Annotated in this window: 11 protein-coding genes, 3 tRNA genes and 3 rRNA genes; 15 read left to right on the forward strand and 2 right to left on the reverse strand. The window is 61.3% G+C overall.

Annotated features, from left to right (window positions below; genetic code table 11):
* The first annotated feature begins 70 nt into the window (after nucleotides 1-70).
* The 15 genes from ACW17Z_RS12075 to ACW17Z_RS12145 all read left to right on the forward strand — a co-directional run bounded on the left by ACW17Z_RS12075 (nucleotide 71) and on the right by ACW17Z_RS12145 (nucleotide 13,854).
* On the forward strand, nucleotides 71-706 hold the full coding sequence (locus ACW17Z_RS12075) for a hypothetical protein (protein WP_492056186.1): 636 nt from the start codon (nucleotides 71-73) through the stop codon (nucleotides 704-706).
* Nucleotides 707-749: 43 nt separating this feature from the next.
* Nucleotides 750-1,868: a cell division protein ZapE gene (gene zapE / locus ACW17Z_RS12080; protein WP_492056187.1), complete on the forward strand. Its 1,119-nt coding sequence runs from the start codon at nucleotides 750-752 to the stop codon at nucleotides 1,866-1,868.
* 11 nt (nucleotides 1,869-1,879) lie between these two features.
* Nucleotides 1,880-2,500 (forward strand): GDP-mannose pyrophosphatase, encoded by a 621-nt coding sequence (locus ACW17Z_RS12085; RefSeq protein ID WP_492056188.1) that lies wholly within the window; start codon nucleotides 1,880-1,882, stop codon nucleotides 2,498-2,500.
* A gap of 125 nt (nucleotides 2,501-2,625) precedes the next feature.
* Nucleotides 2,626-3,033, forward strand: coding sequence for a succinate dehydrogenase, cytochrome b556 subunit (gene sdhC, locus ACW17Z_RS12090; protein ID WP_419319155.1), 408 nt, complete (start codon nucleotides 2,626-2,628; stop codon nucleotides 3,031-3,033).
* A 2-nt stretch (nucleotides 3,034-3,035) separates the two neighbouring features.
* On the forward strand, nucleotides 3,036-3,440 hold the full coding sequence (gene sdhD, locus ACW17Z_RS12095) for a succinate dehydrogenase, hydrophobic membrane anchor protein (RefSeq protein ID WP_419319154.1): 405 nt from the start codon (nucleotides 3,036-3,038) through the stop codon (nucleotides 3,438-3,440).
* The gene (gene sdhA, locus ACW17Z_RS12100; protein ID WP_419319153.1) at nucleotides 3,440-5,227 is read left to right on the forward strand and encodes a succinate dehydrogenase flavoprotein subunit; all 1,788 of its coding nucleotides are present in this window, start codon (nucleotides 3,440-3,442) and stop codon (nucleotides 5,225-5,227) included. The genes sdhD and sdhA overlap by 1 nt, the downstream gene beginning before the upstream one ends.
* Before the next feature lie 7 nt (nucleotides 5,228-5,234).
* Nucleotides 5,235-6,017, forward strand: coding sequence for a succinate dehydrogenase iron-sulfur subunit (locus tag ACW17Z_RS12105; RefSeq protein ID WP_419319152.1), 783 nt, complete (start codon nucleotides 5,235-5,237; stop codon nucleotides 6,015-6,017).
* A gap of 98 nt (nucleotides 6,018-6,115) precedes the next feature.
* Nucleotides 6,116-7,345, forward strand: a complete 1,230-nt coding sequence (locus ACW17Z_RS12110; protein ID WP_492058522.1) for an NAD(P)/FAD-dependent oxidoreductase — start codon at nucleotides 6,116-6,118, stop codon at nucleotides 7,343-7,345.
* A 32-nt stretch (nucleotides 7,346-7,377) separates the two neighbouring features.
* Nucleotides 7,378-7,698, forward strand: coding sequence for a 2Fe-2S iron-sulfur cluster-binding protein (locus ACW17Z_RS12115; RefSeq protein ID WP_419319151.1), 321 nt, complete (start codon nucleotides 7,378-7,380; stop codon nucleotides 7,696-7,698).
* A gap of 837 nt (nucleotides 7,699-8,535) precedes the next feature.
* Nucleotides 8,536-10,019 (forward strand): 16S ribosomal RNA (locus tag ACW17Z_RS12120).
* Nucleotides 10,020-10,213: 194 nt separating this feature from the next.
* Nucleotides 10,214-10,290, forward strand: a tRNA-Ile gene (locus ACW17Z_RS12125).
* 71 nt (nucleotides 10,291-10,361) lie between these two features.
* Nucleotides 10,362-10,437, forward strand: a tRNA-Ala gene (locus ACW17Z_RS12130).
* 253 nt (nucleotides 10,438-10,690) lie between these two features.
* Nucleotides 10,691-13,480: ribosomal RNA gene (locus tag ACW17Z_RS12135) — 23S ribosomal RNA — on the forward strand.
* 110 nt (nucleotides 13,481-13,590) lie between these two features.
* Nucleotides 13,591-13,705: ribosomal RNA gene (gene rrf, locus ACW17Z_RS12140) — 5S ribosomal RNA — on the forward strand.
* Together the 16S, 23S and 5S rRNA genes with 3 tRNA genes alongside form the textbook arrangement of a ribosomal RNA operon.
* 72 nt (nucleotides 13,706-13,777) lie before the next feature.
* Nucleotides 13,778-13,854 (forward strand) — tRNA-Met (locus tag ACW17Z_RS12145).
* A 229-nt stretch (nucleotides 13,855-14,083) separates the two neighbouring features.
* Here the strand turns inward: ACW17Z_RS12145 and ACW17Z_RS12150 are convergent.
* Nucleotides 14,084-14,725 (reverse strand): 3-oxoacid CoA-transferase subunit B, encoded by a 642-nt coding sequence (locus ACW17Z_RS12150; protein WP_492056189.1) that lies wholly within the window; start codon nucleotides 14,723-14,725, stop codon nucleotides 14,084-14,086.
* The gene (locus ACW17Z_RS12155; protein ID WP_419319149.1) at nucleotides 14,725-15,450 is read right to left on the reverse strand and encodes a CoA transferase subunit A; all 726 of its coding nucleotides are present in this window, start codon (nucleotides 15,448-15,450) and stop codon (nucleotides 14,725-14,727) included. Before ACW17Z_RS12155 ends, ACW17Z_RS12150 begins: the two co-directional genes overlap by 1 nt.
* Nucleotides 15,451-15,550: the final 100 nt, after the last annotated feature.

A 15,550-nucleotide genomic window follows, 5' to 3' on the forward strand; every position in this document is an offset into this window, starting at 1 on the left:
ATGTCAGGAAAATTGACGCCTGACGCGTGGTGGTTGAGCTTACGATGGGAAGATCATGGGAGTGCGGGACTTGAAGAACCTGATGCGCGGGCTGATCGCCCTGCTGGTCGTGGCCCTGATCGCGGCCGGCGCCTATGGCTACTGGAACATGGAGCTGCGCTGGCGGCCCAAGACCATCACAAAGCACCAGGCCGAGATCGCCAAGATCCTGCAGGAGTCCGGCTGGGTCTCGCCGGGCCTGGCGGGGCCGAAATTCTACATGGTCAGCTTCCGCACCTGTCCCGACTGCGTGCGCTTCAAGGCCGAGGAATTTCCCAATCTGCACAAGGCGGGCGTCGACACCCGGGTGATCGAGATCGCCCGCGCCGACAAGAACGGCGTCGCCAAGTCCACCCCCGTCGAGCGCGCCACCGTCGCCGAGCTCTGGGTCAATCGCAGCTGGGCCCTGGCCGAGCGCTGGGACGCAACGCCGGTCGAGGCCTGGACCGCGCCGGGGATCAAGCCCGCCGACGGCGACATCGCCCGCACGGCGGTGATCGAGGCCGGCCGGGCCAATGTCGAGAAGCTGGTTCCGCTGATGAAGGACAATGGCGTCAACTTCGCCTGGCCGCTGATGGTCTGGTGGACCAAGGACGGCCAGATGCGGGCCTGCGCCTGCGAGAAACGCGAAACCTATCGGTTCGTGCGCAAGGAGCTGGGGGCTTAAGCGGCTTGCTCCCGGAGCCGCTCCCGCGCTAACCGCAGTCCCGATGCCGACTTCACTCCGCACCGCCTATCGCGAGCGCCTGGCCCAGGGCGAGATCAAGCCCGATGTGGCTCAGGCCGCCGCCGTCGACGCCCTGTCGCGGCTGGAGGCCGATCTGGACTCGGCCGGCGAGCCCAGCTTTTCGCTGTTTGGCCGCAAGCCCAAGAGCCAGCGCGGCGTCTATCTGTGGGGCCCGGTCGGGCGCGGCAAGTCCATGCTGATGGACCTGTTCTTCGACAGCGCGCCCGTCACCCGCAAGCGGCGCATCCACTTCCACGCCTTCATGGCCGAGGTTCACGGCCATATCGACGCCTGGCGCAAGGGCGACGCGACCCAGCGCAAGGCGCGCTTTGGCCAGCACAAGGGCGACGATCCCATCGTCCCGACCGCCGAACTGATCGCCAGCCAGGCGCGCCTTCTGTGCTTCGACGAGCTGCAGGTCACCGATATCGCCGATGCGATGATCCTGGGTCGGTTGTTTGAAGGGCTGTTCGCCCATGGCGTCACCCTGGTGGCGACGTCCAACCGGCCGCCGGACGACCTCTACAAGGATGGGCTGAACCGCCAGCTGTTCGTCCCCTTCATCGAGATGCTGAAGGGCGCGCTGGACGTGGTGGCCGTGCGGGGTCCGGTGGACTTCCGCCTGGACCGTCTGCGCGCCGCCCGCACCTGGCTGTCGCCCAACGACAAGGCCTGTCAGGTCGAGTTCGAGCGCTTGTGGGCCGACATGCTGGACGGCGCGGCCGAGACCGGCGCCAACCTGGAAGTGCTGGGTCGCAAGATCCGCCTGCCGCGCGCCGCCGGCGGCATGCTGAGGTCGTCCTTCGCCAGCCTGTGCCAGCAGGCCCTGGGGCCGCAGGACTATCTGGCCCTGGCCGAGCGCTTCCATACGGTGTTCCTGGAAGACATCCCGCAGCTGACGCCCGAGCGCCGCGACGCGGCCAAGCGGTTCAACACCCTGATCGACGCGCTCTACGAGGCCGACGCCAAGCTGGTGGCGCTGGCGGATGCGGAGCCCGAGGCGCTGTATCCGGCCGGCGACGGCGCCTTCGAGTTCGAGCGCACCGTCTCGCGCCTGCAGGAAATGCGTTCGGCCGGCTATGTCGCCCGGGTGAGGGATTAGGAGAGAAGGTCGTGAGCGTCAGGGACCGCATAAGGATCCGCGAGGAGCGTCTGCTCTCCGACAACTGGTACGTCCTGAAAACCACGACCTTTGACTGGAAGCGTAGCGACGGAACCTGGCAGACCCAGAGCCGCGAGACCTATGACCGGGGCAATGGCGCGGTGCTGCTGCCCTACAACCTGGCCGCCCGCACGGTGCTGCTGGTCCGGCAGTTCCGCTATCCGGCCTATGTGAACGGCCATGACGACCTGCTGATCGAGGCGGCCGCCGGCCTGCTCGACGACGCCGAGCCGGAAGTGCGCATCCGCGCCGAGGTCGAGGAGGAGCTGGGCTATCGCCTGGCCGACGTGCGCCACGTGTTCACGGCCTTCATGAGCCCGGGCTCGGTCACCGAGACCCTGCATTTCTTTGTGGCCGAGTATGACGGCGCCATGCGGATCGGCGATGGCGGCGGCCACCCGGACGAGGGAGAGGACATCGAGGTGCTGGAGCCCACGATAGACGAGGCCCTGGCCATGATCGCCGACGGCCGCATCCAGGACGCCAAGACCATCATGCTGCTGCAGCATCTGGCCCTGACGGTGTTCCGCGCGGCGGCGGACGATGCATCCTTGCGGCGTCCGGGTCCGTAACTGGCGTCAGAAAGCCGGCAACGGCGCTGAGAACGTTTCTCAACTATGGTGGTTTCGTTGACACCCCCGTCCTCGCGCTTAAAAGCATCCCGCAACGCACAAAGGCTACTGGGGTTGGACCTGTCATGACTGACACGAGCCGGGGGCTGCCCGAGCGCCCGATGTCGCCGCACCTTCAAGTGTGGCGGTGGCATATCACCATGGCCTGCTCGATCCTGCACCGCGCCTGTGTGGTTGGCCTGTACGCCGGCGCTGTCCTGCTGGCGCTGTGGGCCCTGGCCCTGGCCTCGGGCCATGACAGCTACGCGCTCTACACCTCGGTGATGGGCTCGCTGCTGGGCAAGCTGGTCCTGCTGGGCCTGACCTTCGCCCTGTTCTTCAACATCGCCTATGCGATCCGCCAGACCTTCTGGGACGCCGGCATCGGCTTTGCGCCGAAGACCGCCGACCTGACGGGCGCGACCGCGATCGCCTTCGCGGTGGTCGCCACCGCCGTCACCTGGGTGATCGCCGCCGCCACGGGAGCGCTCTGATCATGGCCGAGATCAAGTCGGAACGTTTCCGCACCCCGCTGTCGCGCGCGCGCGGCATGGGCGCGGCCCGCCATGGCGTCAGCCACTTCATGACCGAACGGGTCTCGGGCATCGCCCTGATCCCCCTGTCGCTGTGGGGCGTGTTCGCCGGCCTCAGGCTGGCGGCCGGTGATTTCGAGGGCGCCGCCCTGTGGCTGGCCACGCCGCTGAACGCGGTGCTGCTGGCCCTGCTGCTGATCGCCGCCCTGATCCACCTGCAGGGCGCGGTCCAGGTCGTGATCGAGGACTATATCCACAAGTTCACGACCAAGAGCGCTCTGGTCATTCTCAATATTTTTGTCTGCGTGCTTAGCGGCTTCCTCGGGGTCTTCTCGATCCTGAAGGTCGCCCTCACCGGAGCCTTTTGATGTCGGCCTACAAGTTCATCGACCACAAGTTCGACGTCGTCGTCGTCGGGGCTGGCGGCTCGGGCCTCCGCGCCGCGCTCGGCTGCGCCCAGGCTGGCCTGAAGACCGCCTGCGTCACCAAGGTGTTCCCGACCCGCAGCCACACCGTGGCGGCCCAGGGCGGCATCTCGGCCTCGCTGGGCAATATGGGCCAGGATGACTGGCGCTGGCACATGTACGACACCGTCAAGGGGTCGGACTGGCTGGGCGACCAGGACGCCATCGAGTACCTGACCCGCAATGCGCCGGCCGCCGTCTATGAGCTGGAACACTGGGGCGTGCCCTTCAGCCGCACGGCAGAGGGCAAGATCTATCAGCGCGCCTTTGGCGGCATGACCAAGAACTATGGCGAAGGCCCGATCCAGCGCACCTGCGCGGCGGCCGACCGCACCGGTCACGCCATGCTGCACACGATGTACGGCCAGTCCCTGGCCCACGACACCGAGTTCTTCATCGAGTACTTCGCCCTCGACCTGATCATGGAAGATGGCGTCTGCCGGGGCCTTACCGCCTGGAAGCTCGACGACGGCACCCTGCACCGCTTCCAGGCCCAGATGGTGATCCTGGCCACCGGCGGTTACGGCCGCGCCTATTTCTCGGCGACCTCGGCCCACACCTGCACCGGCGACGGCAACGCCATGGCGCTGCGCGCCGGCCTGCCGCTGCAGGACATGGAATTCGTGCAGTTCCACCCCACCGGCATCTACGGCGCCGGCTGCCTGATCACCGAAGGCGCCCGCGGCGAAGGCGGCTATCTGACCAATAGCGAAGGCGAGCGCTTCATGGAGCGCTATGCGCCGTCCGTGAAGGACCTGGCCCCGCGCGACATGGTCAGCCGGGCCATGACCATCGAGATCCGCGAAGGTCGCGGCGTTGGTCCCAACAAGGACCACATCTTCCTGCACCTGGATCACCTGGATCCGAAGATCCTGCACGAACGCCTGCCCGGCATCTCGGAAACCGCCAAGGTCTTCGCCGGCGTCGACGTGACCAAGGCCCCGATCCCGGTGCTGCCGACCGTCCACTACAATATGGGCGGCATCCCCACGAACTATCACGGCGAAGTCGTCACCAAGTCGGGCGACAATCCCGACCAGGTGATCCCCGGCCTGATGGCTGTGGGCGAGGCGGCCTGCGTTTCGGTGCATGGCGCCAACCGCCTGGGCTCCAACAGCCTGATCGACCTGGTGGTGTTCGGACGCGCTGCGGCCCTGCGCTGCGCCGAGATCCTCAAGGCCGGCGCCACCCAGCCGGAACTCAAGGACACTCAGACCGACCCGCACCTGGCGCGCTTCGACCGCTATCGCAACGCCAGCGGCACCCAGGGCACGGCCGCCCTGCGCCTTGAAATGCAGAAGGCCATGCAGGAAGACGCCGCCGTGTTCCGCACCGGTGAAACCCTGGACGGCGGGGCCCAGCGCTTGGCGGACGTCTGGGAGAAGGCCAAGGACATCAAGGTCACCGATCGCGGTCTGGTGTGGAACACCGACCTGATGGAGACGCTCGAGTTCGACAATCTGATCGGCCAGGCCGTGGTCACCGTCGCCGGGGCGGTCAACCGCACCGAAAGCCGCGGCGCTCATGCCCGCGAAGATTTCGGCGATCGCAACGACGGCGAGTGGATGAAACACACCCTGGCCTGGCTCGACGTCGACACCGGCAAGGTGAAGATCGACTACCGCCCGGTCCACAGCTACACGATGTCTGACGACATCGCCTACATCCCGCCTAAAGCACGGGTTTATTGAGGGTCCGATGGTCGAGCTCGCGCTTCCCAAGAACTCCCAGGTCAAGGCCGGCAAGCACTGGCCAGCCCCCGCCGGAGCCACGAAGGTCAAGACCTTCAAGATCTATCGCTACGATCCCGAGGCGGGCGGCAATCCGCGCTGGGATACGTATGACGTTGATATGGAAGCGGTCGGACCGATGGTTCTCGACGCCCTGCTCTATATCAAGAACAGCATCGACCCGACCCTGGCCTTCCGCCGGTCGTGCCGGGAAGGGGTCTGCGGCTCCTGCGCGATGAACATCGGCGGCCGCAACACCCTGGCCTGCACCCATGGCTGGGCCGAAGTGCCCGGCAAGGCCGTGCAGATCGCCCCGCTGCCGCACGCGCCGGTGGTCAAGGACCTGATCCCCGACCTGACGCTGTTCTACGCGCAGTACGCCTCGGTCGAGCCCTGGCTGCACACCGACACGCCCGAGCCGCAGACCGAGTGGAAGCAAAGCCCGGAAGACCGCCTGAAGCTGGACGGTCTGTACGAGTGCATCCTGTGCGCCTGCTGCTCGACCTCGTGCCCCAGCTACTGGTGGAACGGTGACAAGTATCTGGGCCCGGCGTCCCTGCTGCATGCCTATCGCTGGCTGATCGACAGCCGCGACGAAGCGACCGGCGACCGCCTGGATGCGCTCGAAGATCCGTTCAAGCTCTATCGCTGCCACACGATCATGAACTGCGCCCAGGTCTGCCCCAAGGGCCTGAACCCGGCCAAGGCGATCGCCGAAATCAAGAAGATGATGGTCGAGCGCGTCGTCTGACGCGCTCGCTTTCGAGTCTTCCACGTAAGGCGCTTGCCAAAAGGTGACGCTGCCGTCACTTTTGACGAAAGGGAGGGCGCGTCTTGAACGCATCTGAGTTGGGCGATCTGAACGCACGCGTGGTTATCGTAGGCGCCGGCCATGCCGGCGGCTCTGCGGCGTCCTTCCTGCGCCAGTACGGCCATACCGGTCCGATCGTGCTGATCGGCGACGAGCCCCTGCTGCCCTATCAGCGCCCGCCGTTGTCCAAGGGCTGGCTCAAGGGTGAGGCCGACGCCGACTCCCTCTCCCTCAAGCCCGCCGAGTGGTACGCCGAGAATGGTGTCTCCCTGCGGCTGGGCGGCGTGGTCACTGGCATCGACCGCGTCGAACGCGTCGTCCATCTCGCTTCGGGCGAGGCCTGCCCCTACGATTATCTGATCCTGGCTACCGGCGCCCGCGCCCGGATGCTGTCGATCCCCGGCGCTGACCTGGCCGGAGTCATGGCCCTGCGCACGGCGGCCGACGCCGAGTTGCTCAAGAACGCCCTGGGTCCGGGCAAGCGCCTGGCTGTGGTTGGCGGCGGCTATGTGGGCCTGGAGGCGGCGGCCTCGGCCCGCGCGCTCGGCGCGCACGCCATGATCATTGAACGCGAGGCGCGGGTTCTGGCGCGCGTCGCCTGTCCCGTGCTCTCGACGTTCTTTCAGGACTATCACACGGCGCGGGGTGTGGCCTTCGAGCTCAACGCCGGCGTCGAGGCTTTCGAGGGCGAGAATGGCCAGGTGACCGGGGTGCGCTTCGCCGATGGCAGGATCGTCGCGTGCGACGCCGTCCTGGTCGGGGTCGGGGCCATTCCCAATGACGATCTGGCCAAGGCCGCCGGTCTCGACTGCGCCAATGGCGTGGTCGTCGACCTGGAGGCCCGGACCGGGGATGCGCGGATCTTCGCGATCGGCGACGTCAGCCAGCGTCCGCTGCCGCTCTATGAGCGCCAGGTCCGGCTGGAGAGTGTGCCCAATGCGCTTGAGCAGGCCAAGCAGGCCGCCGCCGCGATTGTCGGCCGCGCCGGTCCGCTTCCTGAAGTTCCGTGGTTCTGGTCCGATCAGTATGACCTGAAGCTGCAGATCGCCGGCCTGCCGTTCGACGCCGACCGGATCATCGTGCGCGGCGACGTCGCCGCGGCGAAGTTCGCGGTCTTCCATATGAAGGGCGACCTGATCCAGGCCGTCGAGGCGGTCAATGCGCCGCCCGAATTCATGGCGGGCAAGCAACTGATCGCCAAACGCACGCCGGTCTCGGTGGAAAAGCTCACCGATCCGACGATATCAATGAAGGACGTGGCGGCCTGAAAGCCGCCCAAAGGGGAACTCAAGGACACCGCATGGCCAAGATCACCTATATCGAGCACAACGGCGTTGAACACGCCCTCGACGTCAAGCCGGGCCTGACGGTCATGGAGGGCGCTGTTAAGAACAACGTCCCGGGTATCGACGCCGATTGCGGCGGGGCCTGCGCCTGCGCCACCTGTCATGTCTATGTCGACGACGCCTGGCTTTCCAAGACCGGTGACAAGTCGGCTATGGAAGAGTCGATGCTCGACTTCGCCGAGAACGTCGAGCCCAACAGCCGCCTGTCCTGCCAGATCAAGGTGAGTGACGCCCTGGACGGCCTGATCGTCCGGCTCCCGGAAAGCCAGCATTAAGCAAGCTTCCCAGAAAGCGTCGTTATATCGTCACGAAGGGCTTGCCATGAGCGGGGCGCGGGACTAAATCCGCCCCTCGCTCGGAACCGCAACGCGGCCGGACGGCGCGGCCCCCGAAAGGGTGCTTGCATCGCCCGGGTCGCTTCGTTAGTCTCCGCGCTCCAATCGACTCGGTGATGGACACACGAGGGAAGCCTAGGCGGCCCTGGTCCATTCTTTTGCGCTTCGTTTCCCGGGTTTCCGGGTTTCGAAAAGTTCGAAACGAGTTGGTTGACTTCGGAGTGTCGCCTCTTTAGAAGCGCCGCTCCGGGCATCGCCGCCAAGTCTTCGCAAGAATTCAGCGGCGCGGTGTCAAGTCTATCGGCCAGTTGTTCTGAAGTTTCTTCAAAATAATCGGTTGACTGACTGGGGTAGCTTCTATAGAAGCTGCCAACTCTGGTGGATCCGGGATTTCCTGGGTCAGCCACTTCGGTTCGAAACGTTTTGCAAAAAACGATTTGACACGGAATTCGAGGTTGGATAGATAGCCGCCTCCGCCGACACCGGGCGCAAAACGGTGGTGCTGCTGAGAGGCGGTTCTGGGAGCTTCGGCTCTGGGTCTTTGACATTGTTGATTTGGAAAGAGAAACGCAGGCGGCGGCGCTCTGGCGATAGACTGAAAAGGTCTATCTCGAACGCTGACAAATGCGGTCTCTTGAAGATACCATGAATATCATGGACTGGAAGCTTCGGCTTTCAATCCATCGATGTGATTGGGAACTCGTCAAGATACTATGCAAACCAGAACCAATTCCTCGGTTTTCCCCTTGGAATTGAAGTCTGTGTTAGCGGTCAACTCAACCTGAGAGTTTGATCCTGGCTCAGAGCGAACGCTGGCGGCAGGCCTAACACATGCAAGTCGAACGGATCCTTCGGGATTAGTGGCGGACGGGTGAGTAACACGTGGGAACGTGCCTTTTGGTTCGGAACAACTCAGGGAAACTTGAGCTAATACCGGATAAGCCTTTCGAGGGAAAGATTTATCGCCATTAGAGCGGCCCGCGTAGGATTAGCTAGTTGGTGGGGTAAAGGCCCACCAAGGCTACGATCCTTAGCTGGTCTGAGAGGATGATCAGCCACATTGGGACTGAGACACGGCCCAAACTCCTACGGGAGGCAGCAGTGGGGAATCTTGCGCAATGGGCGAAAGCCTGACGCAGCCATGCCGCGTGAATGATGAAGGTCTTAGGATTGTAAAATTCTTTCACCGAGGACGATAATGACGGTACTCGGAGAAGAAGCCCCGGCTAACTTCGTGCCAGCAGCCGCGGTAATACGAAGGGGGCTAGCGTTGCTCGGAATTACTGGGCGTAAAGGGAGCGTAGGCGGATAGTTTAGTCAGAGGTGAAAGCCCAGGGCTCAACCTTGGAATTGCCTTTGATACTGGCTATCTTGAGTACGGAAGAGGTATGTGGAACTCCGAGTGTAGAGGTGAAATTCGTAGATATTCGGAAGAACACCAGTGGCGAAGGCGACATACTGGTCCGTTACTGACGCTGAGGCTCGAAAGCGTGGGGAGCAAACAGGATTAGATACCCTGGTAGTCCACGCTGTAAACGATGAGTGCTAGTTGTCGGCATGCATGCATGTCGGTGACGCAGCTAACGCATTAAGCACTCCGCCTGGGGAGTACGGTCGCAAGATTAAAACTCAAAGGAATTGACGGGGGCCCGCACAAGCGGTGGAGCATGTGGTTTAATTCGAAGCAACGCGCAGAACCTTACCACCTTTTGACATGCCCGGACCGCCACAGAGATGTGGTTTTCCCTTCGGGGACTGGGACACAGGTGCTGCATGGCTGTCGTCAGCTCGTGTCGTGAGATGTTGGGTTAAGTCCCGCAACGAGCGCAACCCTCGCTATTAGTTGCCATCAGGTTTGGCTGGGCACTCTAATAGGACCGCCGGTGGTAAGCCGGAGGAAGGTGGGGATGACGTCAAGTCCTCATGGCCCTTACAAGGTGGGCTACACACGTGCTACAATGGCGACTACAGAGGGCTGCAATCCCGCGAGGGGGAGCCAATCCCTAAAAGTCGTCTCAGTTCGGATTGCACTCTGCAACTCGAGTGCATGAAGTTGGAATCGCTAGTAATCGCGGATCAGCATGCCGCGGTGAATACGTTCCCGGGCCTTGTACACACCGCCCGTCACACCATGGGAGTTGGCTCTACCCGAAGGCGCTGCGCTAACCGCAAGGGGGCAGGCGACCACGGTAGGGTCAGCGACTGGGGTGAAGTCGTAACAAGGTAGCCGTAGGGGAACCTGCGGCTGGATCACCTCCTTTCTAAGGACTGTCTCTCCAAGCTTCGGCTTATTGAGACGTCTAAAATATACAGATGAGCGGATCGCCGCCGTCTTCGTTTCTCTTTCCACTCCTTGATAACCGATCAGGTTATCGAGGCGATCGCGAGCCCAGGAACGGGTTCCGTTCAGATTGGCCTTTGGCCATGAGGACGGGATTTGGTCTATGCGGCCTATGGGCCCGTAGCTCAGTTGGTTAGAGCGCACGCTTGATAAGCGTGAGGTCACAAGTTCAAATCTTGTCGGGCCTACCACTCTCCACCCTGAACCGCGGAACGTAACCGACCAGGCTCTCCTGGGCTTAAGCAGCTTACACAGTGTGTAAGGGGCCATAGCTCAGTTGGTAGAGCGCCTGCTTTGCAAGCAGGATGTCGTCGGTTCGAATCCGTCTGGCTCCACCATCCCTTCATTCGGAAGGTTTGGTAACGCGATCGAGGATTGATCAAGTTTGCAGCTGCGACTGTTGCCTCAATGAGGCATGCGCGGTCTGCGATAATGACATCGTGAAGGTAGGGTTCTCCCGCCGCCTGTATCTCCCCTTGGGGATGCAGCTGGTTTTAGGGCGGACTTTGAAGAAGACATCAAATGTCTGACTGAATACAAAGCGCATGCGAGCCCTCCCTAGAGGGTAAGCGCATGGGTTTTGCTGAGAACGATCAAGCGCATAAGGGCTTCTGACGGATGCCTTGGCATTGAGAGGCGATGAAGGACGTGGCACGCTGCGATAAGAGCCGGGGAGGCGCGAGCACCCTTTGATCCGGCTATCTCCGAATGGGGAAACCCACCTTTATGGTCACTCCACTTGTCTTCGGCTTCGGCCGAATACGTAGTGGGTTGGTCAGAAGAGGTATAATGGGCTGAATACATAGGCTCCATTAAGCAAACCCAGGGAACTGAAACATCTCAGTACCTGGAGGAAAGGACATCAACCGAGACTCCCGTAGTAGTGGCGAGCGAACCGGGACCAGGCCAGTGCTGTCGTGACATAAAGCTGAACGACTTGGAAAAGTCGGCCATAGTGGGTGAGAGCCCCGTAAGCGTCAAATAGCGACAGACTCGAGTAGGGCGGGACACGTGAAATCCTGTCTGAACATGGGGGGACCACCCTCCAAGCCTAAGTACTCCTCAATGACCGATAGTGAACAAGTACCGTGAGGGAAAGGTGAAAAGCACCCCGACAAGGGGAGTGAAACAGATCCTGAAATCGGAAGCCTACAAGCAGTCGGAGCCACCGAGCGTGGTGACGGCGTACCTTTTGTATAATGGGTCAGCGACTTCATGTGCCGTGCAAGCTTAAGCCGTTAGGTGTAGGCGCAGCGAAAGCGAGTCTGAATAGGGCGAATAAGTACGTCGCATGACGACCCGAAACCAGGTGATCTATCCATGAGCAGGTTGAAGGTAAGGTAACACTTACTGGAGGACCGAACCGGTGAATGTTGAAAAATTCTCGGATGACTTGTGGATAGGGGTGAAAGGCCAATCAAACCTGGACATAGCTGGTTCTCCGCGAAAACTATTTAGGTAGTGCCTCGGACGTATTCCTTGGGGGGTAGAGCACTGAATGGATGCGGGGGGAGCGATCTCTACCAATTCTAATCAAACTCCGAATACCCAAGAGAACTATCCGGGAGACACACGGCGGGTGCTAACGTCCGTCGTGAAAAGGGAAACAACCCTAACCATCATCTAAGGCCCCCAAGTTCTGGCTAAGTGGGAAACGATGTGGGTTTGCTTTGACAACCAGGATGTTGGCTTAGAAGCAGCCATCATTTAAAGAAAGCGTAACAGCTCACTGGTCAAGCGAACCTGCGCGGAAAATGTAACGGGGCTCAAGCCAGACGCCGAAGGTATGGGTGTGCAGTTTACTGCACGCGGTAGCGGAGCGTTCCGTAAGCCGTTGAAGGTGAGGCGTGAGCCTTGCTGGAGGTATCGGAAGTGAGAATGCTGACATGAGTAGCGATAAAGAGTGTGAGAGACACTCTCGCCGAAAGCCCAAGGGTTCCTGCGTAAAGCTAATCTGCGCAGGGTTAGTCGGCCCCTAAGGCGAGGCCGAAAGGCGTAGTCGATGGGAATCAGGTGAATATTCCTGAACCAGTTGGAAGTGACGGATCTGGTAAATTGTCTGGGCTTATTGGATTGTTCTGGGCAGTGAACAGGTCCCTGGAAATAACTCCAACGGAGACCGTACCCGAAACCGACACAGGTGGGCAGGTAGAGTATACCAAGGCGCTTGAGAGAACCATGCTGAAGGAACTCGGCAAATTGCACGCGTAACTTCGGGATAAGCGTGACTCTGCTTTGGGCAACCAGAGTAGAGTGGCACAGGCCAGGGGGTAGCGACTGTTTATCAAAAACACAGGGCTCTGCGAAGCCGTAAGGCGACGTATAGGGTCTGACGCCTGCCCGGTGCCTGAAGGTTAAAGGGAGTTGTGCAAGCAGCGAACTGAAGCCCAGGTAAACGGCGGCCGTAACTATAACGGTCCTAAGGTAGCGAAATTCCTTGTCGGGTAAGTTCCGACCTGCACGAATGGCGTAACGACTTCCCCACTGTCTCCAGCATGGGCTCAGCGAAATTGAATTCCCCGTGAAGATGCGGGGTTCCCGCGGTCAGACGGAAAGACCCTATGAACCTTTACTGCAGCTTCGCCTTGGCGTTAGCAACAACATGTGTAGGATAGGTGGGAGGCTATGAAACCGGGGCGCCAGTCTCGGTGGAGCCATCCTTGAAATACCACCCTTATTGTTGTTGACGTCTAACCGCGGCCCGTTATCCGGGTCCGGGACATGGCGTGGCGGGCAGTTTGACTGGGGCGGTCGCCTCCCAAAGTGTAACGGAGGCGCGCGATGGTGGGCTCAGACCGGTCGGAAATCGGTCGTCGAGTGCAATGGCATAAGCCCGCCTGACTGCGAGACTGACAAGTCGAGCAGAGACGAAAGTCGGCCATAGTGATCCGGTGGTCCTGCGTGGAAGGGCCATCGCTCAACGAATAAAAGGTACTCTAGGGATAACAGGCTGATTTTGCCCAAGAGTCCATATCGACGGCAAAGTTTGGCACCTCGATGTCGGCTCATCACATCCTGGGGCTGGAGCAGGTCCCAAGGGTTCGGCTGTTCGCCGATTAAAGTGGTACGTGAGCTGGGTTCAGAACGTCGTGAGACAGTTTGGTCCCTATCTGCCGTGGGTGTACGAGACTTGAGAGGATCTGTCCCTAGTACGAGAGGACCGGGATGGACACACCTCTGGTGGACCTGTCATGGCGCCAGCTGTGCAGCAGGGTAGCTAAGTGTGGACTAGATAACCGCTGAAAGCATCTAAGCGGGAAACTAACCTCAAAACAAGGTCTCGCTGAGAGCCGTGGAAGACCACCACGTTGATAGGCCAGGTGTGGAAGCGCTGTGAGGCGTGTAGCTTACTGGTACTAATAGCTCGATAGGCTTGATCGTTCTTCAGCCAAACCTATGCAAATGCTCTTTGTAGCATCAGACATACGATGTCTTCTTCGACTTGATATAACCGGTGCTCCTCGGAGCGCCGCACGCATCCTTTTTGCTGACCTGGTGGCTATGCCGGGGGTTCCCCACCCGATCCCATTCCGAACTCGGTCGTTAAGTCCCCCTGGGCCAATGGTACTTCGTCTCAAGGCGCGGGAGAGTAGGTCGCCGCCAGGTCCGCTAAAAGGATGCCAATCAAGTCGTACTTCAAAGTCCCCCTACCTCACGATCACCAACTACCAACTTCGCCGCGGGGTGGAGCAGCCCGGTAGCTCGTCAGGCTCATAACCTGAAGGTCACAGGTTCAAATCCTGTCCCCGCACCCAAGATCTAGAACGGCCTCCTCCGGGAGGCCGTTTTCGTTTGTGCTGCGTGTTGCGGCGGCCAAAAGCAAACGGCGCGCACCTTTCGATGCGCGCCGCGTCAGTCTTCCTGAATATTCGGCCCTTCAGACTAGAGCATTTTCCGTCCTGACTGCGTCAGCCCGGAGCTCTAGTTCTTTGTTTTAACGCATTTTCTTCACGCGAACCGGAATCCACTTCGCTCGAAAATGCTCTAGATCGCGACCTCGAAGGCCGCCTCGGTCTTGGCCTTGACCTCATCGACCGTAACGCCGGGGGCCAGTTCGATCAGCCGCACGGGCGTCTTGCCGCGATTGATCTCGAAAACGCCCAGCTCGGTGATCAGCAGATCCACCACGCCGGCGCCGGTCAGCGGCAGCGAGCAGGCCTTGAGCAGCTTGGGCGCGCCCGACTTCTCGCAGTGGTCCATCACGACCACCACGCGCTTGACGCCGGCGACCAGATCCATCGCCCCGCCCATGCCCTTGACCATCTTGCCAGGCACCATCCAGTTGGCCAGGTCGCCGGTCTGCGACACCTGCATGCCGCCCAGGATCGACAGGGCGATATGGCCGCCGCGGATCATGGCGAAGCTGTCGGCGCTTGAGAAATACGAGCTGGAGTCCAGTTCGGTGATCGTCTGCTTGCCGGCGTTGATCAGGTCGGCGTCTTCCTCGCCCTCATAGGGGAAGGGGCCCATGCCCAGCATGCCGTTCTCGCTCTGCAGCGTGACGCTCATGCCCTCGGGAATGTAGTTGGCCACCAGGGTCGGGATGCCGATGCCCAGGTTCACATAGAAGCCGTCGCGCAGTTCCTTCGCCGCGCGGGCGGCCATGTCGTCACGGGTCCAGGCCATCAGACGGCTTCCTTGGTCGTTTGTTCTCTGGGGCGCGTGGTGACGCGCTCGATGCGCTTTTCGAACGTCGCGCCCTTCACCACCCGGTCGACATAGATGCCGGGGGTGTGGATGTTGTCCTTGTCGAGCGCGCCGATGGCGACGATGTCCTCGACCTCGACGACGGTGGCCTTGCCGGCCGTGGCCATCATCGGATTGAAATTGCGGGCGGTCTTGCGATAGACGAGGTTGCCCTCGGCGTCGGCCTTCCAGGCCTTGACGATCGACAGGTCAGCGGTCAGGCCGCGCTCCATCACATAGAGCTCGCCGTCGAACTCGCGGACTTCCTTGCCCTCGGCGACCAGGGTTCCGACACCGGTCTTGGTGAAGAAGGCCGGAATGCCCGCGCCGCCGGCGCGAATGCGTTCGGCTAGGGTGCCCTGCGGATTAAACTCCAGTTCCAGCTCGCCGCTGAGGTACAGTTGTTCGAACAGCTTGTTCTCCCCCACATAGGACGAGATCATCTTCTTGATCTGGCGGTTCTCCAGCAGGATCCCCAGGCCAAAGCCGTCGACGCCGCAATTGTTGGAGACGACCGTGAGGTCCTTGACCCCCGTCTCGCGGATCGCCGCGATCAGGTTTTCCGGAATGCCGCAAAGGCCAAAGCCTCCGGCCATGATGGTCATGCCGTCGAACAGCAGCCCTGAAAGGGCCTCGACCGCATCTGTCTGCACCTTGTCGACCATGGATCCTCCGTCACCAGCCTTTGGCATGCCGATGTTTGACGAAGGGTCTCGCCCGGCGACCAAAGAAATTCAACCCTTGATGAATAAAAATCCGACACCG

It is taken from the genome of Caulobacter sp. GSs2, from assembly GCF_058680895.1.